Annotated in this window: 31 protein-coding genes and 1 pseudogene; 31 read left to right on the forward strand and 1 reads right to left on the reverse strand. The window is 57.6% G+C overall.

The window, feature by feature from the left end:
• Window positions 1–21: 21 nt before the first annotated feature.
• The 13 genes and pseudogenes from DWV00_RS30040 to DWV00_RS30100 all read left to right on the forward strand — a co-directional run bounded on the left by DWV00_RS30040 (window position 22) and on the right by DWV00_RS30100 (window position 9,138).
• Window positions 22–1,092 carry an ABC transporter ATP-binding protein gene (locus DWV00_RS30040; protein ID WP_115537251.1) on the forward strand — a complete coding sequence of 357 codons (1,071 nt, stop codon included), beginning with the start codon at window positions 22–24 and terminating at the stop codon, window positions 1,090–1,092.
• A 60-nt stretch (window positions 1,093–1,152) separates the two neighbouring features.
• The gene (locus DWV00_RS30045; RefSeq protein WP_425452861.1) at window positions 1,153–1,977 is read left to right on the forward strand and encodes a transporter substrate-binding domain-containing protein; all 825 of its coding nucleotides are present in this window, start codon (window positions 1,153–1,155) and stop codon (window positions 1,975–1,977) included.
• Between the two features lie 43 nt (window positions 1,978–2,020).
• The gene (locus DWV00_RS30050; RefSeq protein ID WP_115537252.1) at window positions 2,021–2,767 is read left to right on the forward strand and encodes an amino acid ABC transporter permease; all 747 of its coding nucleotides are present in this window, start codon (window positions 2,021–2,023) and stop codon (window positions 2,765–2,767) included.
• Complete coding sequence (locus DWV00_RS30055; RefSeq protein ID WP_115537253.1) at window positions 2,767–3,423, forward strand: amino acid ABC transporter permease; 657 nt, start codon at window positions 2,767–2,769, stop codon at window positions 3,421–3,423. Before DWV00_RS30050 ends, DWV00_RS30055 begins: the two co-directional genes overlap by 1 nt.
• 45 nt (window positions 3,424–3,468) lie before the next feature.
• Window positions 3,469–4,194 (forward strand): amino acid ABC transporter ATP-binding protein, encoded by a 726-nt coding sequence (locus tag DWV00_RS30060; RefSeq protein ID WP_115537254.1) that lies wholly within the window; start codon window positions 3,469–3,471, stop codon window positions 4,192–4,194.
• Between the two features lie 174 nt (window positions 4,195–4,368).
• Window positions 4,369–5,790, forward strand: coding sequence for an eCIS core domain-containing protein (locus DWV00_RS34775; RefSeq protein ID WP_245965091.1), 1,422 nt, complete (start codon window positions 4,369–4,371; stop codon window positions 5,788–5,790).
• A gap of 208 nt (window positions 5,791–5,998) precedes the next feature.
• Window positions 5,999–6,166, forward strand: a pseudogene (locus DWV00_RS30070) (tyrosine-type recombinase/integrase); the annotation flags it as partial.
• A 158-nt stretch (window positions 6,167–6,324) separates the two neighbouring features.
• Entirely contained in the window at window positions 6,325–7,005 is a 681-nt protein-coding gene (locus DWV00_RS30075; RefSeq protein ID WP_115537255.1) for a tyrosine-type recombinase/integrase, read from the forward strand.
• Window positions 7,006–7,165: 160 nt separating this feature from the next.
• A complete protein-coding gene (locus DWV00_RS30080) occupies window positions 7,166–7,489 on the forward strand; it encodes a hypothetical protein (protein ID WP_115537256.1) in 324 nt (107 codons plus the stop codon).
• A 17-nt stretch (window positions 7,490–7,506) separates the two neighbouring features.
• Window positions 7,507–7,770: a hypothetical protein gene (locus DWV00_RS30085; protein ID WP_115537257.1), complete on the forward strand. Its 264-nt coding sequence runs from the start codon at window positions 7,507–7,509 to the stop codon at window positions 7,768–7,770.
• Between the two features lie 76 nt (window positions 7,771–7,846).
• Window positions 7,847–8,257, forward strand: a complete 411-nt coding sequence (locus DWV00_RS30090; protein ID WP_181885635.1) for a septation protein IspZ — start codon at window positions 7,847–7,849, stop codon at window positions 8,255–8,257.
• 320 nt (window positions 8,258–8,577) lie between these two features.
• A complete protein-coding gene (locus DWV00_RS30095) occupies window positions 8,578–8,784 on the forward strand; it encodes a hypothetical protein (protein WP_115537259.1) in 207 nt (68 codons plus the stop codon).
• 21 nt (window positions 8,785–8,805) lie between these two features.
• Complete coding sequence (locus DWV00_RS30100) at window positions 8,806–9,138, forward strand: hypothetical protein (RefSeq protein WP_115537260.1); 333 nt, start codon at window positions 8,806–8,808, stop codon at window positions 9,136–9,138.
• A gap of 116 nt (window positions 9,139–9,254) precedes the next feature.
• Here DWV00_RS30100 and DWV00_RS30105 read toward each other — a convergent pair whose 3' ends face one another.
• The gene (locus tag DWV00_RS30105; RefSeq protein WP_147298004.1) at window positions 9,255–9,599 is read right to left on the reverse strand and encodes a hypothetical protein; all 345 of its coding nucleotides are present in this window, start codon (window positions 9,597–9,599) and stop codon (window positions 9,255–9,257) included.
• 179 nt (window positions 9,600–9,778) lie between these two features.
• Here DWV00_RS30105 and DWV00_RS30110 point away from each other — a divergent pair, with 179 nt between their 5' ends.
• From DWV00_RS30110 to DWV00_RS30195, 18 genes are all read left to right on the forward strand, one after another.
• The gene (locus tag DWV00_RS30110) at window positions 9,779–10,006 is read left to right on the forward strand and encodes a hypothetical protein (RefSeq protein WP_220274748.1); all 228 of its coding nucleotides are present in this window, start codon (window positions 9,779–9,781) and stop codon (window positions 10,004–10,006) included.
• Window positions 10,007–10,039: 33 nt separating this feature from the next.
• Window positions 10,040–10,591 (forward strand): hypothetical protein, encoded by a 552-nt coding sequence (locus DWV00_RS30115; protein WP_147298005.1) that lies wholly within the window; start codon window positions 10,040–10,042, stop codon window positions 10,589–10,591.
• Window positions 10,592–10,732: 141 nt separating this feature from the next.
• Complete coding sequence (locus DWV00_RS30120; RefSeq protein ID WP_147298006.1) at window positions 10,733–11,791, forward strand: hypothetical protein; 1,059 nt, start codon at window positions 10,733–10,735, stop codon at window positions 11,789–11,791.
• 422 nt (window positions 11,792–12,213) lie between these two features.
• Complete coding sequence (locus tag DWV00_RS30125) at window positions 12,214–13,905, forward strand: ApeA N-terminal domain 1-containing protein (RefSeq protein WP_115537264.1); 1,692 nt, start codon at window positions 12,214–12,216, stop codon at window positions 13,903–13,905.
• A gap of 178 nt (window positions 13,906–14,083) precedes the next feature.
• The gene (locus DWV00_RS30130; protein WP_115537265.1) at window positions 14,084–14,362 is read left to right on the forward strand and encodes an H-NS histone family protein; all 279 of its coding nucleotides are present in this window, start codon (window positions 14,084–14,086) and stop codon (window positions 14,360–14,362) included.
• Window positions 14,363–14,378: 16 nt separating this feature from the next.
• The gene (locus tag DWV00_RS30135; protein ID WP_115537266.1) at window positions 14,379–14,840 is read left to right on the forward strand and encodes a hypothetical protein; all 462 of its coding nucleotides are present in this window, start codon (window positions 14,379–14,381) and stop codon (window positions 14,838–14,840) included.
• Window positions 14,813–15,295, forward strand: coding sequence for a hypothetical protein (locus DWV00_RS30140; RefSeq protein WP_147298007.1), 483 nt, complete (start codon window positions 14,813–14,815; stop codon window positions 15,293–15,295). The genes DWV00_RS30135 and DWV00_RS30140 overlap by 28 nt, the downstream gene beginning before the upstream one ends.
• Before the next feature lie 41 nt (window positions 15,296–15,336).
• Entirely contained in the window at window positions 15,337–15,702 is a 366-nt protein-coding gene (locus tag DWV00_RS30145) for a hypothetical protein (protein ID WP_115537268.1), read from the forward strand.
• 27 nt (window positions 15,703–15,729) lie between these two features.
• Window positions 15,730–15,894: a hypothetical protein gene (locus DWV00_RS34235; RefSeq protein WP_181885636.1), complete on the forward strand. Its 165-nt coding sequence runs from the start codon at window positions 15,730–15,732 to the stop codon at window positions 15,892–15,894.
• A gap of 12 nt (window positions 15,895–15,906) precedes the next feature.
• Window positions 15,907–16,284, forward strand: a complete 378-nt coding sequence (locus DWV00_RS30150) for a CCCH zinc finger protein (RefSeq protein WP_115537269.1) — start codon at window positions 15,907–15,909, stop codon at window positions 16,282–16,284.
• Between the two features lie 28 nt (window positions 16,285–16,312).
• On the forward strand, window positions 16,313–16,492 hold the full coding sequence (locus DWV00_RS30155) for a hypothetical protein (RefSeq protein ID WP_115537270.1): 180 nt from the start codon (window positions 16,313–16,315) through the stop codon (window positions 16,490–16,492).
• Between the two features lie 24 nt (window positions 16,493–16,516).
• Window positions 16,517–17,452 carry an abortive infection family protein gene (locus DWV00_RS30160; protein WP_115537271.1) on the forward strand — a complete coding sequence of 312 codons (936 nt, stop codon included), beginning with the start codon at window positions 16,517–16,519 and terminating at the stop codon, window positions 17,450–17,452.
• 251 nt (window positions 17,453–17,703) lie between these two features.
• The gene (locus tag DWV00_RS30165) at window positions 17,704–18,600 is read left to right on the forward strand and encodes an AbiTii domain-containing protein (protein ID WP_147298008.1); all 897 of its coding nucleotides are present in this window, start codon (window positions 17,704–17,706) and stop codon (window positions 18,598–18,600) included.
• A gap of 1,385 nt (window positions 18,601–19,985) precedes the next feature.
• Window positions 19,986–20,162, forward strand: coding sequence for a hypothetical protein (locus DWV00_RS34240; protein ID WP_181885637.1), 177 nt, complete (start codon window positions 19,986–19,988; stop codon window positions 20,160–20,162).
• A 69-nt stretch (window positions 20,163–20,231) separates the two neighbouring features.
• Window positions 20,232–20,639, forward strand: coding sequence for a hypothetical protein (locus tag DWV00_RS30180; protein WP_147298009.1), 408 nt, complete (start codon window positions 20,232–20,234; stop codon window positions 20,637–20,639).
• Window positions 20,640–20,872: 233 nt separating this feature from the next.
• A complete protein-coding gene (locus DWV00_RS30185) occupies window positions 20,873–21,445 on the forward strand; it encodes a hypothetical protein (RefSeq protein WP_115537275.1) in 573 nt (190 codons plus the stop codon).
• 22 nt (window positions 21,446–21,467) lie between these two features.
• Window positions 21,468–21,674, forward strand: a complete 207-nt coding sequence (locus DWV00_RS30190) for a hypothetical protein (protein WP_147298010.1) — start codon at window positions 21,468–21,470, stop codon at window positions 21,672–21,674.
• Between the two features lie 47 nt (window positions 21,675–21,721).
• A complete protein-coding gene (locus tag DWV00_RS30195) occupies window positions 21,722–22,213 on the forward strand; it encodes a hypothetical protein (RefSeq protein WP_115537277.1) in 492 nt (163 codons plus the stop codon).
• Window positions 22,214–22,484: the final 271 nt, after the last annotated feature.

Below are 22,484 nucleotides of genomic sequence, written 5' to 3' on the forward strand. Positions count from 1 at the left end.
CCGCATCGGCAGGAACCCATCATGACCCATCTGACCTTGCAGGCCGTCACGAAGCAATTCAATGCGTCATACGCAGTCGATCACGTCGACCTGCGCGTGCCCGACGGAAAATTGGTCTGTTTCCTCGGCCCGTCGGGCTGCGGCAAGACGACATTGCTGCGGATGATCGCAGGGTTGGAGACGCCGACCTCGGGCCGCGTGATGTTCGCCGGCCGCGATATCACGCACTTGCCGGCTAACCGTCGCGACTTCGGCATGGTGTTTCAGTCGTTGGCGCTCTTTCCGCACATGACGGTGGCGCAGAACATCGCCTACCCGCTGCGGCTTCGCAAGATCGATAAGACCGCACAAGCGCGTCGCATCGCGGAACTGCTCGATTTGATCCAATTGCCGCATATGGCGAACCGCCCCGTCACGCAGCTTTCCGGCGGGCAACGTCAACGTGTCGCGATAGCGCGCGCGATTGCATCGTCGCCGAAATTGCTGCTGCTCGACGAACCGCTTTCCGCGCTCGACGCGAAGCTGCGCGAAGCCATGCAAGTCGAAATTCGCCTGCTGCAACAGCGGCTCGGGATCACGACGATCATGGTGACGCATGATCAGCGCGAAGCCATGACGATGGCCGATGAAATCGTCGTGATGGAAAGAGGGCGCATTGCTCAGGTTGGGACGCCGTTGAATATTTACCGGGAGCCGGTCAATGAATTCGTGGCCGACTTCATCGGGCTTGGAAACATTTTGCCGGTGACCGTGGCAAAGGGCGGGCAGATCGTTCTGCCGGGCGGACAGCAGATCGGCGTGACTGCCTCCACGCGTGCGCCCGAAACGGCCGGCGACATCCGCCTGCTGATTCGCCCTGAGGACGTCTGCATCAAGCGCGCCGATGCGGGAGCGGTAGCGAACCGGATAGCGGGGAAGGTGACCTTCATCCGTGACGTCGGCGCATCGATCGAAGCGACGATCGACTGCGACGGGTTCGTATTGACGGCCGCGACGACCCCGCGCGAAACACCGGATCTGAGCGTCGGCATGGTCGTATCCGCGGAGCTGCCGGCCTATTCCTGCAAGCTGATTGCCGCGCGCACGGCGTAGCGATTCGACCCACTGCATTTTCAACTGCCATTCGCAGATAGAGGAAGAGGAGACACCACCATGAAAGATTCGACGCGCGCCCCCCGCGCCATGCATAGCCTGTTCGCACGTACCGCCGTCGCACTCGTCGCCGTGGGCATGATCGGCTTGACGTCCTTTGCGCCGGCCGCGCATGCCGATGCGATCGATACGATCGCGAAGTCGGGTGTGGTGCGGATCGGGGTGTTCGAGGATTACCCGCCGTTCGGCTCGATCGGGCCGGATATGTCGCCGCACGGCTACGACATCGACGTTGCGGGCCTGATCGGCAAGGCGCTCGGCGCCAAAGTGCAGTTGGTGCAGGTCACGGGCGACAACAGGATGGCGTACCTCGCGGACCATAAGGTGGACATGCTGCTGTCGGTCGGCGAGACGCCCGAGCGCGCGAAGGTCATCGATTTCTCGCAACCGTACGCGCCTTATTACTTGGCCGTGTTCGGGCCTAAGACGCTCCGCGTGAAGAACGCGGGCGATCTGGCCGGCAAGACGGTGTCGGTTGCGCGTGGCACGCTCGAGGATTTGTCGATCACCAAAGTGGCGCCGCCGTCGGCCGTCATCAAGCGATTCGACGACCCAAACGGGGCGATCTCCGCGTTCCTGTCGGGACAGGCGCAACTGATGGTCGTCGGCAACGACGTGGGTGCGACGATCCTCGCGCGCCATCCAGCGAACGATCCGGAGCAGAAGTTCGAACTTTTCAGTTCGCCGGACCACGTCGGCCTGAACAAGAACGAGCCGCGCCTGAAAATGAAGATCGACGAGGCCGTCGCGAAAGCGAAAAAGGACGGCTCGATGAATGCGATCTCGCAGAAATGGCTGCGCGCGCCTTTGCCGGCCGATCTTTGACGATGGCGCATCTCCCATCACCTGAATCACGGATGACGTCGCGATGAGCTACTCCTTCGATTTCACCGGTTTCGGCCTTTACGGCGGAATGCTCGCGCACGGCGTCGAAGTCACCCTCGGGCTGACCGCGGTGTCCACGGTGCTGGGCGGCATCGTGGGCGTGGCCGGCGCGAGTGTCGCCTGCGCGGGGCCGAAGTGGGCGCGCTCGATCATCGCAGCCTATGTCGAGCTGATACGGAACACGCCGTTTCTCGTGCAGCTCTTTTTCGTGTTCTTCGGGTTGCCGAGCTTCGGCGTGCACATCGACGAAATGCAGGCCGCGGTGCTGGCGATGACGGTCAATCTCGGCGCGTACGCGATCGAGATCGTGCGTGCCGGGATCGAATCGATTCCGCATGGGCAGGTGCAGGCGGCACTTGCGCTCGGCTTGCCTGGGCGCGTGGCCTTTCGCTACGTCGTGCTGCCGCAGGCGGTCGCCAATGTGTTCCCGGCGCTGCTGAGTCAGGTGCTGATCGTCATGCTCGGTTCGGCCGTCGTCTCGCAGATCTCCGTTCCCGATCTCACGTACGCGGCCAACTTCATTCAGTCGAGGAATTTTCGGTCGTTCGAGTGCTATCTCGTGGTCACGGCGATCTACCTGATTTTGGCGATCGCGCTGCGAATCCTATTGAGCCGGTTCGCGAGGAGGCTCTTCACCGGTCGGGCCGCGCGTTCGGCTTCCCGTCCGCGGTCGTTGCTGGCGCGCATTCGTTCACGCGCGCAGGGCGAACTTTCCACGGAGCAGCGGTGATGGGCGATTTTTCGATGTGGGACATTGCGCGCAACCTGCTGCTCGCGTCGCGCTGGACGGTGTTGCTCTCGGCGATCGCCTTCGTGTGCGGGGGCGGTGTCGGCGTCGTGCTGCTGGCGATGCGCGTGGCGCCGCTCGCGTGGCCTCGGCGGCTCGTCGTGCTGTACGTCGAATTGTTCCAAGGTACGCCGCTGCTGATGCAGCTGTTTCTCGCGTTCTTCGGATTGCCGCTGCTGGGCGTGGAGATCTCGCCGTGGGCGGCTGCGACCGTCACGCTGACGCTGTACACGAGCGCGTATCTCGTCGATATCTGGCGCGGATGCGTCGAAGCCGTGCCGCGAGGGCAGTGGGGCGCTGCCGCGAGCTTGGGGATGAATTACGCGCAGCAGTTGCGCTACGTGATTTGGCCGCAGGCGTTCAAGATCGCGGTGCCGCCGACGGTCGGCTTTCTCGTGCAGGTCGTAAAAAGTACGGCGCTGGCCTCGATCATCGGCTTTACGGAGTTGACGAAGGCGGGGACCGTGATCACGAATGCCGTGTTTCGCCCATTTCCGATCTTCGCGATGGTCGCGCTCATTTACTTCGCGATGTGTTTTCCGCTGACCTGGTATGCCCGTGTGCTCGAACGCAGGCATCGGCTGGGCCGGCATCGCTGACCGGCGCCGGGCCGCCGGCCGGCGCTTTCACTAGTAGGTTTGCATATGATTTCAATCCGCAATGTTTCGAAGTGGTACGGCCAGTTTCAGGTCTTGGCCGACTGCACGACCCACGTCGAGAAAGGCGAGGTCGTGGTCGTCTGCGGCCCTTCGGGGTCGGGGAAGTCGACGCTGATCAAGACCGTCAACGGGCTGGAGCCGTTTCAGAAGGGTGAGATCACCATTAACCGCGAGTCGGTGGGCGATAAGCATACGAACTTGTCGAAACTGCGCTCGAAGGTCGGCATGGTGTTTCAACACTTCGAGTTGTTTCCGCACATGTCGATCACCGAAAACCTGACGTTGGCGCAAATCAAAGTGCTGGGCAGAGCGAAGGACGCGGCGACGGAGAAGGCGCTGAGCCTGCTTCATCGCGTTGGTTTGCAAGCGCATGCGGGGAAGTACCCCGGACAGCTTTCGGGCGGCCAGCAGCAGCGTGTGGCGATTGCCCGGGCGCTGTCGATGGATCCGGTCGCCATGCTCTTCGACGAGCCGACTTCGGCGCTCGATCCGGAGATGATCAACGAAGTGCTCGACGTCATGGTCGAACTGGCTCAGGAAGGCATGACGATGATGTGCGTCACGCATGAGATGGGCTTCGCCAAGAAGGTGGCGCATCGGGTCATCTTCATGGATCACGGGCGCATCGTCGAGGACGATAGCAAGGACGCCTTCTTTCACAACCCTCGCTCCGCGCGCGCGAGAGATTTTCTCGCGAAGATCTTGCATTGAAGGGGACGCGACGGTCTCGGTTTCCCACGCCTGCCCCGTCGTCTGGCCCTGGACCGCGGTTCGCGGTACGTCAGGAAAAGGGAGGCGTGCGTGGTACGATCGAAAGCGTCGCCCGATGAACTACGGCGAGGCTGTTCCGCGTGATGACTTGGCCAGGATAGGAAACGTGAGGGAATGACCGTGAACGCATATCCGGATAAGCAGCTTGCGCGAGAGCGTGATCTAGGTGCCGGGGTAGATACTGCGCGAAGTCTAGGCGCGGCGTTGCAACTGGCGGATAACAGGCCCGAGGCGACGCACCAAGGCACGCTGCAAGCCATGGCCGACAGCAGCCCGCGCGGGCAACGATTGACGACCATGCAGGCGATGATGCGCGACAATCCGCGCGTCAATGCCCAACGCCGGCGTATTCAGGATTCGTTCGGTTCTAACGGCGGCCTACCGAGAGCACAAGCTGCCCAAAGGGCGGTAACCGAGATGGCAGCCGACTCAGAGCCGGCCCAATTGGCTGCGGTGAGCACGAAGAGCGGCAGGACGGGCCTTCCCGACAACCTCAAGAGCGGCATCGAATCGCTATCCGGCATGTCGATGGACCACGTGAAGGTGCACTACAACTCTTCGCGGCCGGCGCAACTCAATGCGCACGCCTATGCCCAAGGCAGCGACATCCACCTCGCGCCGGGACAGGAGCGGCATTTGCCGCACGAGGCTTGGCATGTCGTGCAGCAAGCGCAGGGGCGGGTTCGCCCGACATTGCAGATGCATGGCGAGGTGCCGGTGAACGATGACGAAGCGCTGGAGCGCGAGGCCGATCACATGGGAAAGCGGGCCATGCAGCGCAAAATCGCCGGCTCGGTCGCCGCATTGCCAAATAAGTCGCAAATTAAGTCGCAAATGCCTGCTGAGCCCACAACTGTGCAGCCGAAATGGATAGATGGCGGCGGATTGACATATCGGTGGGACGAGTTGGTGTCCGGGGCGCAATGGATGTACAACAGAGTCAACCGAAAGATGTGGTATGTACGAAATGGTGAAACGTCGCAGAAAAAGTCGAGAGAGGAGTGGGTGAAACTCTATGGTTCCGACCCGCTCGCAAATGAAGATGCATCGATCGTAGAGGCGCGCAGCGGAGGCGCGGCCGTAGCGACTGCCGCAGCGTCCAGTGGTGCTTCCACGTCCGTGACGGAAGCGGGCGACCAGCCGATTTTGGTAACCGAAGGCGTGCTGGAAATAAAAGGGCTAATAATGTGTGTCGGGGTGATCATAAAAGTCATAGGCCCGCCCCCGGGTTTTGCGACCATCGCAGCGATTGGCGGTCACTTCAATTACCCCACTATGTACAACGAGGGTGCTGGAAAGCTGACTGATGCTGGGGTCGGTTTTGTGGATGAGATAAAGCGCTTGGCAGACGGGTATAAAAGAGAGGACTTGGAGGCCGGCTTCTACATTGGCAGAGCCGCGGTTGCGCGGGATGACGGTAAGTCATCAGGTTCGCAACGAGAGGCAGAGGAAGCTGCAGCCGTGCTACGCACGGCGATCGGTCTGGGAGGTGGGGTCCAGATTGGATCAAGTTCCATCAGCATGCGGCTTGGTTAAGAATTTCACTGTCTATCACGACGACGCACAAGCAAGGGCTTGTGGTCGGAGCTCGCTCTACGCCAGGCAATCTGCGTCCCGGCCGCCCCTCTAAAGCAAGCGCGTTTTCATGTGGTGGCACACGCGTAGATACCGACAAATAGAACCGATACCGTGCCGCCGGGGGATTACCAGTTGGCCGACCACGGAAGCGGCTCAGTGTTCGGCATGGATGCGGCACACTCACGCCACACATGCGCTCGCGCGCGGAGCAGAACTGACAACGGTTCGCGACAACTTGCGGCACTCATCGATCTCGACCACGTCGATTTACTTGCACAGCGACGAGGTGAGGCGCGCGCAGCAGATGGCGGGCGCTTTTGGCGCAGGCAAATGAATGCTTGGACAAGAATCGTGCGCATGCGCCGACAGGAAACTTTTTGGACTAGGAATTTTCCTAGGTTCGCCTGTTTTGCGGTGTGATACGCTAAAAAAAGAACCTTAGCGGTTTTCTCTCTGAACAAGTCCGATTTCAATACCGTTCAGAGAGGCAGCATGCTCAGGACCATCAAGCGCGCGGCGACGCTATCGCCAGGCCAGACCCGCCACCTTCTCCGCGTCACGGGAGTAGCAAGTCGGTACCCGGAGCGAGACGCGGTGATTCTGCTACTCGGTTTAAGCGCAGGGATGCGAATCAGCGAGATTGCTCAAATCACTGTGGCCGATGTGATGTATCCGCCCGGGAAGCTCCACACAGAGGTCTCATTGCGCGCGGCGATTACAAAGGGCTGTCGGCCGCGGTGTGTGTATTTCACCGGCCGTAAGGTTATCGCGGCGATCGAGTGCTACCTTGCGTACCGGATCAAGCGCGGATTGGGCACCGCGCTCGAGGAGGGCCGGTTTCGTGGTCTTATTCCCGACCTGCCGTTGATCTTGAGCCGCAAGGGATACCCGTATGCGCTAAACCGAAAATTTCGGATTGCGGCTGATGGTCAGCCGGTGGACTACTGGACAGCGGATTCACTTCAGGCGTACGTGACAGGCTTGTATCAGGCGGCTGGGCTCAAGGCGTCAAGCCATAGTGGCAGGCGTACGTTCGCGACGCGATTGCTTGGGTGCGGCGGAGCAGTCGAGCAGGTGCAATTGTTGCTCGGTCACGAATCGATTGACGATACGATGCGGTACATCGACGTCGACGATTCTCGACTGCGAGAAGCGCTTATTAAAATAATTTGACAACGCTGGATGCCGATATCGTTTCCTTGACGAGGGCTCTCCAAAGAGATATATATCTGGTGAGATGCCAATATAGATGGATTAGATGGCGAGGAAGCGGGGGGACATTTGCAATGAAAACAACCAATGTACATTGAAGCAAACGGGGAGCTGCAAAACAATGGCTAGTCAGCACTTGGCGGCGGTGTCGAGGATTTTCAGGAAGGCGTGGCGAGGCGAAGAGCGGCTGTGGATAGTGTGGTGGTTGATAGGCATTCCACAAAGCGCTGTGCTTGCGCTTCTCTACCTCAACGTTTTACACAAGACCCCGCGTTCGGCAGCCTATATACCCGCGTTGATCTTCTATATCGTTGTCTATTTTGCATGGGTGCGTATGGCATGGCTGTGCGCGCCAAACGTCGAACGTGGGATATGGACGGCAGTGAGCTATGTGATGATCGTGCTCGGCGTGCTGAATCTGGCCAAAACACTGCTGCTGTCTTGAATCACCAGGAAAGCGACATGGACGCGATACAAGCGGTATACACAGCAAGCCACTGGCTGGAGTGTCTCAGGATTCAGCAAGCCCGTGCTGACCTGAGCGTGGCGCAGAAGGATACAGTGATCCGGATTGCGCTCGATGAGATAGAAAGGGTCTTGGCTGAGGCAAAGGCAATCAACCCGGCTCCTGTCAGGTTGGGCCACGTCGATAAGATCCTCCTTGACAAATTTGGACCCGACGCGCTCAAGCCACCTGCGGACGCGGACAACGAGCCGAACTCGTAATCGAACGGAAAACAAAAATCGGCGAACCGTCACTACAGTTCGGGGATAAAAAATGGCATGGAGCATATTTTGGCGCGTGTTGCTCAGTGAGCTTTGCGCGTCCGCGGCGTTGATGGCGATTTGCTTAGTGACGCCGCTAAGGCCGGTGCTGTACGGCAGCGAGTGGGTACTTTGGCATCCAACCATCGCGTTTGGTTGGTTCGCGCTGCTTTTGCTTGGCAGCTTGCTGCGAGGTGGCAATGGTTTGCTTTATCTTGCATGGGGACGTCTGCTCGGACGTCCGGAATCGTTTTGGAGAAGACTTCACGGTTGGGCCGGAGGTCTCTACGTCGTTCTCGCGATCACGAATATCGTCTTAGCGCATGCAGTGCCATTCCGGACTTGGTTGCAGCTGAAGACATTCGGGCCGCTCTTTGCTTTGATCGGTTTTTCGGTTTGGGCAAGCCGCAACGTTACCAACGCTCGGCGTGCAGAAACGACTCCTTGATACTGCGGAAAACGACACGCTCCCCGTCGACCGGTTCGAATCCTCGCTACGCGCTGTCATGAGGGGCACGGTGGGTGACAGGCCGTTCGTGTGCGAAGGTTCTGAGTCAAGACGAAACTCGATCTAGCCATCTCGGTTTTCTGGTTGAACACATTAGACCACGATGGATAGTCGCGCACGGGAAGGTCGCTACTGACGAAGTTGGTCGTCTTGCGTTCGACGGAGCGGTCGTGACCGAGAAACACTTACGTCTGAGATCGCACGACGAGATAAGGCGCATCGGCGAATCGATACGGAATGCGTAGGAAAACGACGCGACTATGAAAAAGTGGCGTAAGGGTATGTATGCCAGTGCTGAAGAACAATTGCGGGACGTGGTGACTGCGCAAGGTCGCGCAGCTCGGCGCTTGGTGATGCTCGACTGTGACACGGTTGTTCCTGTCGGTGAGCTGATACCGGGCCTCACGCCCGAAGATCAATCTGCCGCTGCGGCTAGGTTGGCGATTGACGCAGCGATGACGAAGTAGGACGGAAAACGAGGATTCGAAATGTACAACGCTGCTGCACAGTTTGCCGCCGTAACCGTAGCCAGTGACCTCATTGAGGTCTTTAAGGAAGTCTACGGCGACACGAGGATTGAGGAGTTGCAATCGCTCGATAAAGCACTTCGGGAGATCGCTGAGCGGGCTGAGCGTGAGTTCGCGTCCTGCGATGCGCTCCCTGAGAACCGCCGACAGGTATTGGCCGAAGCAATCGCAGAGCTCGCAATCGCACGTGAAGCGGCGGATGATCAGAACCTGATTGACATGACGAACGCGCTGAAGCGTGCCGCAGGCCGCATCAATGCTCTTGTTGTTGATGTCATGACGAATATGGGCTGACCGGGAAACGGCCGAGGCGGCTGCGACAGTCAAGCCCCGCGGTCACGCGATTAAAGGAGAACTCGTTGAAGAAAGGCTTTGTACTCTGTCTATCCGTCTTGGCAGGCGCCGTATGTTCAATAACGGGGTGCGCCAATGTCCCGTCCGATCCCAATACGCTTGCGGATTTGCAAGGATCGTACGACGTCGTTGACCAGTTTTCGTACAAGTTCACGCACGCGACCCGCATCGACGTCCGCTTCCTGACCGCCGACGAGCAGGGCAAGACTCCAGCGGTTCTCGTAATCCATGATGGCGAGAAAGAGCAAGAATACGTTTTGGACGACTGTGGCTATCCGGGCGATCGCATTGCGCACGACTTCGCTAACAGTGATGCGCCTCACGCCTCGGAGGTAGTCCGTTGCGTTAGCAGAGGACGAAGCCGCCCGACGCTCTTCCTGATCCGAAGTCTTGACGGGCATAGGCTCGTTTTTCATCCGGACGGGGGACTCATTTCGGCGCTTGTCAATCGGCCTCTCTATTCCGATACCGGACTCATGGCGCTGATCAACTGGGCGCCCACGACTTCGTCGGGTTTCGTCCTGAGACGCGTGGATCACTAGAGTAACGGACCGTCGTGATGAGTCGGAAAGCGAGAACAATGAAAACCGAGCAACGCGAGCGCGACATGGCGAACTACAAGGACATACAGACGTTCATGAAGCAGCGGCACGGCATCGTCGCACAGACCTGCTGGATCGCGCACGTCAAGGAGTTGAATGGGCTCCCGCTTCGAAGTACGCGGACGGCCGAGCGTGTGAAGCCTTGCCCGCCTCAGTGGCGCCTGGCGATCGAGGAAGCCATGCGTCATTTCGGTTGGCTTCGCTGACAACGGAAAACGGATCTCGTCTGGCACCACATCATGCGCCGAACGCTCTCAATTATCTTGGCTCTATTGACAACGGCGAACAGCGGGGTTGGGTACGCTCAGGCTGAACGACAAACGACGTTGCTTCAATGCGCCGGAACCATGACATGGGCGGGACACAACGCGCCGAAGGATGTCGCCATTCCTGCATCAAGACAGGTCGCTGGTCGCTTCGCGTTGAGTGGCAACACGCTGCAACCGGACAGCATCGGCGACTATCCGGCCCGAAAGCTCGAGCAGTGCGGCAGCACGAGCGATAGCTATCTCTTTTCCAGTGATTGCACCGCGAACCCGAGGACGTGGATTTCGGAATGGTTGCGTGAAACCGACTTCGACACGCAAGCCAGTCGGTTCTTTAAACGCTACCCGAACAGCAAGTTTGACCTCGATGTGATTCGCATAGACCGCGTTAGCCTGGATCTGGTTGAGAGCTACGATTCAAATGACAATCGGATGGACATTAAGGGAAAGCGCACGACGAACACGCCCTACGTCGTTTCAAGCCGATTTGTGGCGCAGTGTCACCGGGTGAAGCCAAAGATCTGAAAACGGCGATGCTCGAAACTTGGATTCAGTGGTCCTGTGACAGCTGCGAGGCGACGAAAAACTGTCGCCCCGCTCGGCAGAATCCCGGTTTGCCGGAGTGACGATCATAGGATCCCAATCACATCGAAGGAAGTGGCGAGAGTGGCAAAGAGAAACCGAGATGACTTTTTGGATTCGACGCGGATGCATCTTGCGATGCGGGCGGGTTTTCGTTGTTCGATGCGCGGGTGCGGCGTTTTAACCATTGGGCCCAGCGACGAATCCGCCGAGTCAGTTAACAGCATTGGTGTCGCTTCCCACATTCATGCTGCAGCGCCGGGCGGGCGCCGCTATGACCAGGACATGACCGCCGGCGCTCGAAGGGACATCCGGAATGGGATCTGGTTGTGCGCCTCGCACAGTGTTGAAATTGATCGCGACGAGGCTCGTTACACCCCGGACGCCCTAAGAGGGATGAAGTCGGATCACGAGCGCCAGATCGCTGATGAACTGAATTCTGGACGCGGCTTTCTCCGCGGCTCCGACCTCGTGGCGATCGGTCCAGATATCGTCGTGTTCGGCGAGCTATTGGGAACTTCCGGTCGGGAGTGGTCTATTCGGATTGACCATTTTGTGCAAGGTGACATTCGGACGCTCATTGACTTCATCGAGGGCTTTCAGAAGCGTGATCCGTTCGACAGCTATTTGATAGTCAATGCGCTTGGCGATGGGCGCCAGTTGGCCTCCGAACCGGCCTGGCGTCGAGTCGGTAAATCGATGGAACTGACCTGTGCCGTGAAGGATAGCTTTCCGCGAGAGGATGCCCGCGATCTTGAGGCCACGGCTGCGACAGGTCCCACGAACGATTTCCTCATTGAAGGCGGCGACATCGCGACGGTCTCCGGTGTCAACTCCCTTCCACAGCGGATCAAGCAGATGCTGTCCCTTCTCCAAGGTGAGTCTCCCTCGAATCCAAAAGCCGGGTCTCGCATCAAAGAGTATCTCGACGATTTTGGTGATTCTCCTTGGTTAGAACGCTGGTTCAAGCTCGATGTCATTCGGTTGACCTGCGTTCCATACCACGATCGGATCTTCGACAAGGTGTACTCGCTGGTTCCTAGCGTGCGGTACGTCGAAGAGGTGCAGGTCCTGCCCGGTGAGCGCGACGGCGGTTGGCAAAAGGTCCGATTCAGGCTAGGCGTGGAAGGCGTCGGCCCCTGAGAAGGAGTTGTTCCCATTTTCATGCCGCGAGGACCCGTCCCCCGCAGACCTGCGGAATGGGACCATTTATCGTTTGACTGAGGCAAAATTCATCGCTCGCCGAGCAGCCAAGCCGGCTGCTGGCCGCGGAACGGAAAACAGCCGCTTCATCGAGGCCCGGCGAGCTTGGCAACCGTGAATCGACACACAGGCCGCGAGAGCGGCCTCTCTCGCTGGCGGAACCATGACCGAATAGAAGCGTCGGCGAGGGCGCCCAGCGACCCTGACACCGGAGCGACACAGAGGCTCACCGTGAGCGCGTGGCGAGTTCGCTACCGTTAAAATGCAGCAAACTGGGCATCTTGAGTTGATCCAGGTTTGACGGTACTCGCCATGTTATGGCGAGCTAGTATCAACGAGGACGGCATTAGTCAAGACACGACATGAGCGCGAACGATCACGGTACGGAACGCAAGAAGATTGACGTTCAGTTGACCCACGAGGCGGCCGGATTGCTTGGGTCGGGCAAGTTGCATTACGGCGGTAATCGGTGGGCACGCGTAAACTTTTCGTTGTCTCAGGGCGTTCCAGCAGCCCTTGCGGAAGGAAGCAGAATCGATCTGGTGAAGGCCGTTACAGAGGACGGGCAGGTGTTTTCGTTGTGTGCCTGCAAGGTGCAAGACTTTTCTCTCTATGCGGACTATGTGATAGAGGCTGATCTCAACTCGACCAGGTTCGATTCAATCTCCGTGCGATATCACGACGTCTCGGAGTGGTTCCTGCACTGGCAGAACATCGACGGCGAAGTTGGAGACATGCTGACATGGGGGAGAGTCCCTGAAGCAATCGATGTTACGGTCAAGACTGACAGCGATCATTTCGGGCTTCGCAGCGAGATTATCGGTTCGCGCCGTCAGCAGGGCGAGGACGTCGTGCTCCACGAGCGCGTAGAGTTTGTATTCACGGCGAAGGATAACCCGTTTGACTTGGATGATCTGAAAGCGAAATCACACGAGCTTTCGTGTCTTCTGTCTATTTTGATGATGTATCCGGCAACCATTGCGGCTATCAAGGTCTCGCAAGGATCGGAGCACTACGTTCGGGTTCACTTCCCGACATCTGTTCGCCCCGAGCGGGATCTGCAGGACTCGGGGTTCTGGCTTCGCTGCTTCATCCAGCAGCCTTGGCTTGACGGTATGTGGCAGTCCATCGCGGACCGCTATTATCAGTCTCGCTATCGTAAGGTCGTTTGGAGCCGTGTTGCAGGCATGCTTCGCTACGAGGGCTTCTGGGAGTACAAGGTTTTCGGATACGTGAGCCTCCTGGACAGCTACCTGGATATCCGTTTCGAAGGTACGAAGCCAACCATACAAGTGCCTCCGGCGAGGAAGAAGATTGACAGATTCCGTCGCAATCTTGCGACCGAGCTATCGGCGTTGACGCAGGATCTGCGAGAACAGGTTGTCGACATAGCCAGCAGGTCGTTTGCTTCGATTGACGACAGCTTCGAAGACAGGTATCGCAAAGCCGTCGCCGAGATGGACACTGACATTGCGAAAATGGTCAACCTCTCGGACGAGGACTTCAGGTTTATCAGGGAAATCCGGAACAAGATCGCACATGGAGATGACCACGGACTGGAGGCGGACGAATTCCCTCGAGTGGTTCGAACAGAGGGTAAGATTGCTTTGCTGCTGACCTACTTTGCCTTTCTTGATCTGGGGATCACTACAGAGAAGTTCGTCAAATGTCTGGGTTCGACACACAACAGTCTACGATTTGCTGCGATGCTGGATAATATACATCTGTCGCGTGTAAATCGCACCGCCGAATTCTTTCCGGTAACAATGGAGAGACTTGAGCATTTCCGGGCTATCAAATCGCTCCGCGTGTATGGTTGCTGTGTCCAGAACGCCGACGGTGAGCTCGAATATTCGGAAGAATTCACCAAAATGTACACGAGCTGGCGAAGTGACCTCCCAAGATCATTTGGCCTGCAGACGCCGGAGAAGATATTTGGACTCAGCCAGGATGACGCAAGAATGGTTGGAGAGGGATACTTCGAGTGTGGAGAGGAGCGCGTTCCTGTCACTCATATGTGGATCATCAAGCACGACGCGTCGAAAGCGGTGTAGGCACTCGACATAAAAAGGAAGTGTGCGCCTTTGATGCGACAAGCAGATACACATTTGGAACTGCAGTGCGGCATATGCTGCGGCGAACTTCAATGTGCGGCCTGCGTAGGAAAACGAGAACAATGAAAACAGGCGCGCGAGCGCCCCGCAGCGGCCGGAAGCCGATGAAAACGAAAGCATGTCGACCTACAAAGAACTGCTAGCCAAGCAACGAGAACTTGACGCTCAGATCGCAGCGGCGAGGAATGAGGAACGTGCCCAGGCAATCGCGACGATTCGCGAGCTGATGCAGCAATTTGAAATCACCTCGAGCGACCTTGCTGTGAAGCGAGGCGCATACAAGCGCGGCTCGTCGCAAGCGAAGTATCGCGATCCGGCGAGCGGCGCAACATGGAGCGGGATGGGCCGCGAACCCCGGTGGATCGCAGGCAAAGATCGCGCAGCGTTCGCCATCTGAAAGACCGAAAAACGCGATGCGCTCCTCAAAATTGCTACGGACCGGCCTCGCTCTCGCGATCATCCTGCGGAGCTCGATTGCATCGGCCGGGCTATTCGCGCCAGACAACCTGCAGGAATGTCTGATTGATCGCCTCTCCGGGGCGAAGAACGACACGGTCGCGCACGAACTGGCTGCCGAATGCCTACAGCGGTTTGGAGAAAACGGGCGCATCGAAAAGAGGACCGGCACACTCGCTAAGTATCATTCGGGCCGTGACTGCACTGTGCGCAAGGCCAAGGATACGCCGAGCGACTTCGCGGCGCAGGTCATCGAGGCGAACTGCTACCTGCTCTATGAGCCGGTGCGGAAGAATAGGAAAACAGTCGCCTCATCGTTGCCTTGCATGCGTGGCAACGATGAGCCAACTAACAGATTTTTTCGCGAGCATACTACCAACCCGAGGGACGAATGGGATACACGAACATCGAAGATTTGATCAAAAGAAAGGTGACCACGTTTTCTAACAACGAGCAAAAGGGAAGGTTGTCTGCCAAGAACTTCGTTAACGCGTTAGAAGCCCGCCTTTTCCCGCAGCTGGCACCGTCTACGAACCCGCCGACGTTGTTTGTGATGAATCCTGAGGGCCAAGCGTGGCGGGAGGTGCCATCGGTCCAACAGGTAACGTCAATGCAGGGGCGGGCTTTGACATTCGCAGTTGGACTGCGATTCTTTCAAGGAGGGCAGTCGGTGGCGACAATAATTTTGCCTGTGGTGCTGACTTCGCAAGGCGACGACGCCGACTTTATGTTCGGGGCATCCTTCCAAGTGACATCGTCTTCCAGCGGCGGCAATTATTCGCACCCTGCGCTTACCGCTGAAACGCTGCTCGCTCAAGCCGCGGCTTCTTGGAACTATGAACGCCGAGGGTCTGAAGAAATCGTGGTGCCGTAGTCGGTGGTTCCAGGCGATGAAGAGGAAAACGGGGAATACATATGATCGAAAACAGTCAAGCCAAGACAATATCGTCCGGGGAAGCCGTAAAACGCGCGGCTAGCGTTCAACAGATTTGCCTGGCCGCTTTGCTCACGATACCGCTGTTCGGGATGATAATTGGCGCACTGCTTGCCCTTCGCACGGCAACGATCGTGTTTGTGCGCAGCGGACAGCTCGGACGCGACCTATTTGTAGCTGGGTTGGGCACGGTCATCGGCTTTGCAGGCATGTGCATCGCATTTTGGATGATGGTTCGCGGTCACGCCGTATGGGGACTGGCTGGTGACTTCTTACTGAATTTTTGGATTTTGCGAGCGATCGTCTTCGGGAAGCTCATTCACATTTATGCACCATCCGTTCGTTAAAAGGACGAAGCTGTGAGCAGCAGTCTCATGAACTACGAGGACGCGATCGAAAAATTATGCGACTGGATTGCTCCGTGGATCGATGAGCCCTTGGGTACGCAGGTCGGGACGCAGCGGTACGAAGATGACGACTGCGAAATGCGCTTGATTTTTCAGGGCAACCGGATCGCCACGCTTCGGCCGGACAATTGATAGGAAAACGGCGTGAAGGGCAAAGTTAACTGTCTGTTCGCAGGTGGACCTCAAGGTGATGAAGCGCTGACGCTGGCAGCGATACACTGTCGGGAGCAGCTATCCCTTGAGCAAGATCTATGGATCAAGGCTGGCGCTGGCGGCGCCGCAACGGTCGTGAAGGGGCGACGTCCGGAGAGAGCAGATTGGTTGAGTTATACCACCGCCGTTTATGAGAAGACCCGTCGGGACCGTGAGGGGAGGCTGGTCTATGAGTTCCAACGGTTAGAAACGGTGCAACGGTGCTCACATGTACTGGAAGCAAAGGGGCGGCTCTGCAAACATCCGGCATTGTCGGGGCAAAGCTATTGCAGACAGCACTCGCCGACCGATGAAAAATACCACTACTGACGGCAACGCAACGGAAAACGGAGCGACGATGTTCACGACAGCCAAGGCCGAACTGCGCGAGCTCGTGCGCCTCGTCGCTGAGACGGAGCGTTACGACGCGACCCTGGCCGCCAAGCCGGAAATCGTGCCGACGGACGAATCGCTAGCCGAGCGGCACCGCAAAGAGCAGCGCAAGATGGCGCTGCTCGACAAGTACGAGTTGATCTAGGAAAACAATTGGGTCTCGGCAACAATGAAGAATTCGATCAAATCCCTCTCGGCACAGCACAAGCGCGTTCAGGCGAAACGAGCAGCGCTTTTCGAGAGGGCACACGAACTCTCAGCGGCATTGAATCAGGAGTTCGGTGAGGCACACATCTACGCCAGTAGTGCAGACACCATGCTCGATCAAACCGGTCCTGACGAGGGCACCTACGGGCGCCTTGCTTACGATGGCGAAGAACTCCGGGTAATCCACCGAACTACCGATGAGGACCTGTATGACAACGCGCACGGTGTCCCCGAGGAAGAAAGACCCTACAGCAGCAGACCGCTAGTCCTTTGTTCGCCGGAATGGCTGGACCGCTTGCTAACAGCGGCGTCGGTGGACTCCTTGTTTGCGAGCCTTGGGGCAGTGCTGAATCAGCGCGAGAAGCAGGTTGACCAGTCCCTTGGGGCGCTTGATAAGCTTCTCGCAGCCGAATCGGTCGAGATTGAGGCCCAAATGGCCGCCAGTCTCAGCAACATGAAGAACGAGGCATTGAACCAGAATTGGGCTGCCTTGCTTGACGCCGCACATTTGGAAACTGCTGATGCGCTGACGCGCAGCAGCCGTATGCTTGAGGCGGTGTGTGCGGCGATTCTGAACGATCGGGACGTCGAGTTGCCCGCCGACAAGTCATTGACGCCTCTCCTCAAAGCCTGCATCAACACTCTCGAATGGCCTGCTGCGAAAGACGCCTTGAACGACGTGAACCAGTTGAAGGGCGGGGTGCAGTCAATCTGTAACGCGATTGGTTCGCTGCGTACCCACTTTGGGACGGCGCACGGCGCATCCAGCCACCTGCCACCGCTCGATTCCGAGTTTGGCCTTTTGGCGAAAAATGCATGCGCCACCATGGCCATTTTTTTGCTCAGTCGACATAACCGATCGGTTGACGCCGGTACCGACGAGATGCATGCAGAATAGCGCTACCAACAGTAGCGGGGAAAAGCAACCATGTCGAACGAGAGAAATCAGCCAATTTGGGAACGGCGGGCCGCTGCGATGCATTGCCATGCGTAGGGCATCGCGGTTCAAATCGAGGCTGAGACCGACGGCCGAACGATTCGCAACGCTACGTGCGGCATGCAAGAGAACTGCTCTCGATTCAAGCAGCCGGCCGATTTGAACGCCGGGCCTTGCGTGCTCGTGGAATAGCCAGAACGGAAAACCGCCAGATGAGCTTACCGCTGGTTTTAGAAGTACAACGTATGGCCGTCGATCAGACTTCGTCGGTTGTTCAATTGGTGCGAACGGCAAAGCTCGTGGCAACGAAGCTCTCGCTGGTCGAAGCGACAGGCTGGATCGACCGAGAGCTGAACGGCTATCCAACTCTAGGTTTATTGCCCAGATATCGGATTTTTCCCGCTGAGTGCCGAGCACGAAATCCCTTTCATGGATGGATACCCGCACAATTCCCGGACAGAGAACTGCACGACCTTTTTTCCAAAGCGCGCGTGGCTCAGTCCCTTGGGTCGATGGAACCGCTACTTGCTGACGACAGCAATCGCCTCACGCTTCCGTATCCGTTCGAACTGGAGAAGGGCCTCAGAGAGCTGTTTGACACCGACTTTCAGTTCTCTATGAAATTGTCGAGGGGAAACGTGGTTGGCATCTTCGATGCGGTCCGAAACTTAACACTCGAATGGAGCTTGGAGCTTGAGAAAGCAGGCGTTCTCGGCGAGAACATGGCGTTTACGATTACCGAAAAAATGGAAGCAAAACCTGTGGGTCAACAATTCTTCATTCAAAACGCTGGCGTGGTCGGCAATGTGTCGGACAATGCCACGGTCGAAAACAATCAGACCGTGAGCGGACCGGTGTCTGTATCAGGTGTTCTCGATCTGGTCTCCCAAGCGAAGACATCGATGGCGGCGCTCCCCTCTCAGACTCAGGGGGAAGTCGCACCGATTCTCGACGAACTGGAGGTCGAAGCCCGAAAGTCCACGCCTGACCAATCCAAAATGCGCAAGCTACTTGCCTCCGCGAAGACGATCTGCGAGGGAGCGGTTGGAAGCTTGGTGGCGACCGCCATTACTGCTGGCATTACAGCCCTGCTGGCCATGCCGAAATAGGCGGCATGGGACAACATGGCAGCCGTCACTGCCTGCGTGCTACCGGCTGCTGATCGAGGGCTTCTGTTGGCGGGCGCTTTGGCGCGGCCCTGAAGTATCTCGTGCAGCAACTTCCCCCACCAAACGGGAGGTGAGGGTCAAGGCTGGATGAACCAACTGCGAAATCCCGAGCACTGGCGACCCGGCTGCTTAGCGGTCCATGAGCAAGATCGCATGTGGACGACAATCGCGGGTGGCGAGCGCGACGGCGCGCTGATGAGGCTGGCGAATCAGGAACTGTAGGAAAACGGGAGCACTCGATGGAAGCAGGTGTGAAAGCCGAACAAGGCGATGACCGGAGGCCTGGTTCGCAACGCCGAGGATGGTTTAGCCGGCTGCTCGAGATGTTCCTTTGGGCTGCGATTGTGCTTTGTGCCTTTGCAGTCTTCTTGCTATCGATGGGGCGAGCACGCAATCCGTCAGTTGGTGGCCCAGGAGCAAATGGGGCTCCACTCGGATTGATGCTCTGGCTCTACCTACTGGCAAAGATCAAGCATTCTCGTCGGCCCTGGATGTTCGCACTTGGGGGGCTTCTGCTAGCTGTCGTCATTGCGACATTCGGAACGGTCGCGGCATATCATCTGCGCTGATGTTCCACGGAAAACGAATGGAAAGGACGGGGCAACAGTTGAAATCGATACTAACCTTGACATACGGATCGACAAGAGTCGGGCGACTGATGCTGCTGGCTCCCGCGTTGTTGCTCGGTGCATGCGCAACTCCCGCGAACAGCGACTACACCGGTGACTTCGCGGGACACTTCACCGTCGTGCAAACGTCTAATTCCCGGGCGCCGTTGGCGAGCGTTGACCTCAAGTTTGAGGCTAACGGTTACGGATACATCGCGATGCAAAAGCCTAGCGACCACTCGTATACCTCGGTGCACCTCTACTATTGTCGATCGCTTGATGTCAAACGAGACAGCGCGCAAGTTCAGGATTACCCTTCTCATCAGGTTCGTTGCAGTGGGGACGACGGGCGGGTGTACTTCCTGACGCTGGGGCCGGCGGGGATGAAGCTTGGTCAGTTCTCTACCGCGAGCGGATACGCACTATCGATCGGAATCGGCTACGGTGTGTTTACCAGGTACTCCCTTGATCGGCCGCTCTGACGCGCTGATAACCCGGAAAACAGGAGCAAAATCATGGGATTTCGTTGTCCCGCATGCAGCACAGATTTCGGCAACGCACGCGACACCTTCAAAGAGCACTTGAAGTCGTGCGAGTCTGGTCGAGCCCTCGTGTCAGTAGTGCTCAACATCTCGGAAGATGAAGCCGCTAAGAAAGCGCTGGGTGTTGCCACGCAAGGTAGCGCTCGCGGCACTCAGCACGGTTAGGAAACCGACCATGCCTGACATGACCCTCGCCGATGCGTTGCGTCTCGCGATCAATGTGCTGCGCGACGCGGCAGAGTCGCGCAAGATGCCGTCCGGCATCGAACTCGACGGCACGGCTGCCGAGTTGCATGCCACTGCTGCGGATGTGCTCGGTGAGTCGCTCGAGCAACTGGGCGACCGCGAATAGGAAAAACCCGATGCAACCCGATGTGCCTTGCACTGCCGGGATCTAACAGCGGAAAACAAGGACCGTCAAGTGGACACTGAAGCCGCCAACAAACTTCAAGGGCAAATTCAAGACACGCGGGAGAAATACACTTATTTCCTGCTGACTGCCGCCGGTGCTTGTATTGGGTACGCCGTCGAGAAAGTTGCGGGTTTCGCCCTCTCATGGAAATTGACGCCCCTTGCCCTATCATTGGTCGCATGGGCTATCAGCTTCTGGTTCGGGTGTCGTGCGATCAAACGGAGCGAGTACGGCCTCCGGTATAACCACGCTTATCTCACCGCTGCACGCTCAATGCCGGACAAGCTTGCCCTCAACTCTCTCATGGGTGACGAAGCTCGCGCGAGCGCGTCATCCAGTCGATGGCAATTTCGGTTCTTTGTATCGGGTGGAGTCGCCTTCGTGCTGTGGCGACTCCTCGAACTGCTACCTCGCTGAGGGACGTCGGAAAACAGGTCGCCCCGAGACGAAGGAATAGGGATCATGGAATACACCGCCCCGGAATATCAACAAGGTGCATTCAATTGCCCACACTGCAACGCCTACGCGCACATGAATTGGCAACCGATGTTGACCGGTACCCGTGGGAGATGATTGCCCGGACGATGGATCATTTCGAAACCTTGGCAGAAAAGTAGGAAAACGGCCACGGCCGCAAAGAGGAGAGAAATATGTCGACCATGCTGACCGCCCAAGATGTCTTCAACGGTCCCGGCTTTGACGACGCCGAAATGTTGCGCAAAGCAGAGCGTGAGCTTCTTCGTCTGCGGGCTTCGCGTCTTATGGACACGAACGATCACATGTTTAACTGCGTCGTAACTCTCGCCGCGGTGTGTGACTGGACGTTCCACTTGAAACTTAGCCATCTCCCGAGGTGGAGCGGAAAGAAGGAGCAGAATTTCACCAACTGGGTGCGGAAAAATTGTGGTGATGCTTTTGTCTTCATCGATCTGTCGAACGAGTACAAGCATGCCAACCGAAACAAGCCCAGCACTTTGGCAGAGAAGATGATGGTGAGCTTTATCGATCTGACCGCGCACCCTCACATGAGATCGAAAGTCGATGCGAATAAGGGTTGGGTTCAGCAACTTGGGACCAGCGAGTGGTTTCTATTTCCATCGATCAAATTTAATGGCAACACCGAGTATTTCTACGACCCGGCAGAACGCGCCATCGCTTGGTGGCGATCATTCGATCCCGCGAGTGCGGAGCCGTTGGATGTAAATGGCGCCGTGCTTCCCTAGAAGATCGGAAAATGAGGCGACTATGAAAAAGTGGCACAAGGGTATGTATGCCAGTGCTGAAGAACAACTGCGGGACGCGGTGACGGCGCAAGGTCGCGCAGCTCGGCGCTTGGTGATGCTCGACTGTGACACGGTTGTTCCTGTCGGTGAGCTGATACCGGGCATCACGCCCGAAGTTCAATCTGCCGCTGCGGCTAGGTTGGCGATTGACGCAGCGATGACGAAGTAAGACGGAAAACCCGGTAAAGATCGCTACATCGAGCACTGAGGATCCAAATGGATTATGAGAACGAACGGAAACGGATGATTGAGCGGCAGAAGGAGGCGGCAAAGGCTGCTGCTCGCGACTTGAATGTCCGCACGCTTTGGCTGGTCATGGGGAGCACGTGTGTGTTCTGCGCGATCCTCGATGGACGATTTTTGGAAGGTATGTTCTACCTGTTTGCGATCGTCAATTTCGCGATTTTCTTCGCCCTAAAGCGTTTGTTCGCATCCGTCCTTGCGGTCGCCCCGAAGGTCGGAAAGATCTTGGTAGCGCTGTGGGCCTTCTCCTGCCTTACCGCCATTCTGACATTCTCGCCGGAGCCAGACTGGCTCGACTGGAAGCACACGACGAGTGACGGCATGCCGACTCCTGATATGAGTCATTCCGTGACATCCGATAAATGGATGATATTTATTCTCCTTCTCTGGGGGGCGATAGCAGTTTGGACGGTGCTCAGTCTGATCAGGAGACGGGTGGGGACATCTACGAGGCGGAGCGCGTGATGGCGCTCGTAATTCGCAGCACACTCAACGGGTAGGAAAATCGGGTTGTGCGTTTCCATGTGGGATGGAGGTGGGCCGTGAAATGCGTACTTGCTCTCGCTGCAGCGTTGCTTTGGGCACCGGTAGTGCATGCCCAGCCTGCCAATCCGGTTACAGGGCAGCCATATGGTCATCCGAAGCCGGGCGGGCCGGCTAACCCTGTCACCGGTCAACCGTATGGTCATCCGAAGCCGGGCGGGCCGGCTAACCCCATCACCGGTCAACCGTATGG

Origin of the sequence: Trinickia dinghuensis (assembly GCF_003367175.1) — a bacterium.
Classification (GTDB): Bacteria; Pseudomonadota; Gammaproteobacteria; order Burkholderiales; family Burkholderiaceae; genus Trinickia; species Trinickia dinghuensis.

Coding starts and splice junctions, on each gene's coding strand:
- DWV00_RS30040 (WP_115537251.1), top strand. CDS start 22: ATGACCCATCTGACCTTGCAGGCCGTCACGAAGCAATTCAATGCGTCA.
- DWV00_RS30045 (WP_425452861.1), top strand. CDS start 1,153: ATGAAAGATTCGACGCGCGCCCCCCGCGCCATGCATAGCCTGTTCGCA.
- DWV00_RS30050 (WP_115537252.1), top strand. CDS start 2,021: ATGAGCTACTCCTTCGATTTCACCGGTTTCGGCCTTTACGGCGGAATG.
- DWV00_RS30055 (WP_115537253.1), top strand. CDS start 2,767: ATGGGCGATTTTTCGATGTGGGACATTGCGCGCAACCTGCTGCTCGCG.
- DWV00_RS30060 (WP_115537254.1), top strand. CDS start 3,469: ATGATTTCAATCCGCAATGTTTCGAAGTGGTACGGCCAGTTTCAGGTC.
- DWV00_RS34775 (WP_245965091.1), top strand. CDS start 4,369: ATGACCGTGAACGCATATCCGGATAAGCAGCTTGCGCGAGAGCGTGAT.
- DWV00_RS30075 (WP_115537255.1), top strand. CDS start 6,325: ATGCTCAGGACCATCAAGCGCGCGGCGACGCTATCGCCAGGCCAGACC.
- DWV00_RS30080 (WP_115537256.1), top strand. CDS start 7,166: ATGGCTAGTCAGCACTTGGCGGCGGTGTCGAGGATTTTCAGGAAGGCG.
- DWV00_RS30085 (WP_115537257.1), top strand. CDS start 7,507: ATGGACGCGATACAAGCGGTATACACAGCAAGCCACTGGCTGGAGTGT.
- DWV00_RS30095 (WP_115537259.1), top strand. CDS start 8,578: ATGAAAAAGTGGCGTAAGGGTATGTATGCCAGTGCTGAAGAACAATTG.
- DWV00_RS30100 (WP_115537260.1), top strand. CDS start 8,806: ATGTACAACGCTGCTGCACAGTTTGCCGCCGTAACCGTAGCCAGTGAC.
- DWV00_RS30105 (WP_147298004.1), bottom strand. CDS start 9,599: ATGCCCGTCAAGACTTCGGATCAGGAAGAGCGTCGGGCGGCTTCGTCC.
- DWV00_RS30110 (WP_220274748.1), top strand. CDS start 9,779: ATGAAAACCGAGCAACGCGAGCGCGACATGGCGAACTACAAGGACATA.
- DWV00_RS30115 (WP_147298005.1), top strand. CDS start 10,040: ATGCGCCGAACGCTCTCAATTATCTTGGCTCTATTGACAACGGCGAAC.
- DWV00_RS30125 (WP_115537264.1), top strand. CDS start 12,214: ATGAGCGCGAACGATCACGGTACGGAACGCAAGAAGATTGACGTTCAG.
- DWV00_RS30130 (WP_115537265.1), top strand. CDS start 14,084: ATGTCGACCTACAAAGAACTGCTAGCCAAGCAACGAGAACTTGACGCT.
- DWV00_RS30135 (WP_115537266.1), top strand. CDS start 14,379: ATGCGCTCCTCAAAATTGCTACGGACCGGCCTCGCTCTCGCGATCATC.
- DWV00_RS30140 (WP_147298007.1), top strand. CDS start 14,813: ATGGGATACACGAACATCGAAGATTTGATCAAAAGAAAGGTGACCACG.
- DWV00_RS30145 (WP_115537268.1), top strand. CDS start 15,337: ATGATCGAAAACAGTCAAGCCAAGACAATATCGTCCGGGGAAGCCGTA.
- DWV00_RS34235 (WP_181885636.1), top strand. CDS start 15,730: ATGAACTACGAGGACGCGATCGAAAAATTATGCGACTGGATTGCTCCG.
- DWV00_RS30155 (WP_115537270.1), top strand. CDS start 16,313: ATGTTCACGACAGCCAAGGCCGAACTGCGCGAGCTCGTGCGCCTCGTC.
- DWV00_RS30160 (WP_115537271.1), top strand. CDS start 16,517: ATGAAGAATTCGATCAAATCCCTCTCGGCACAGCACAAGCGCGTTCAG.
- DWV00_RS30165 (WP_147298008.1), top strand. CDS start 17,704: ATGAGCTTACCGCTGGTTTTAGAAGTACAACGTATGGCCGTCGATCAG.
- DWV00_RS34240 (WP_181885637.1), top strand. CDS start 19,986: ATGCCTGACATGACCCTCGCCGATGCGTTGCGTCTCGCGATCAATGTG.
- DWV00_RS30185 (WP_115537275.1), top strand. CDS start 20,873: ATGTCGACCATGCTGACCGCCCAAGATGTCTTCAACGGTCCCGGCTTT.
- DWV00_RS30190 (WP_147298010.1), top strand. CDS start 21,468: ATGAAAAAGTGGCACAAGGGTATGTATGCCAGTGCTGAAGAACAACTG.
- DWV00_RS30195 (WP_115537277.1), top strand. CDS start 21,722: ATGGATTATGAGAACGAACGGAAACGGATGATTGAGCGGCAGAAGGAG.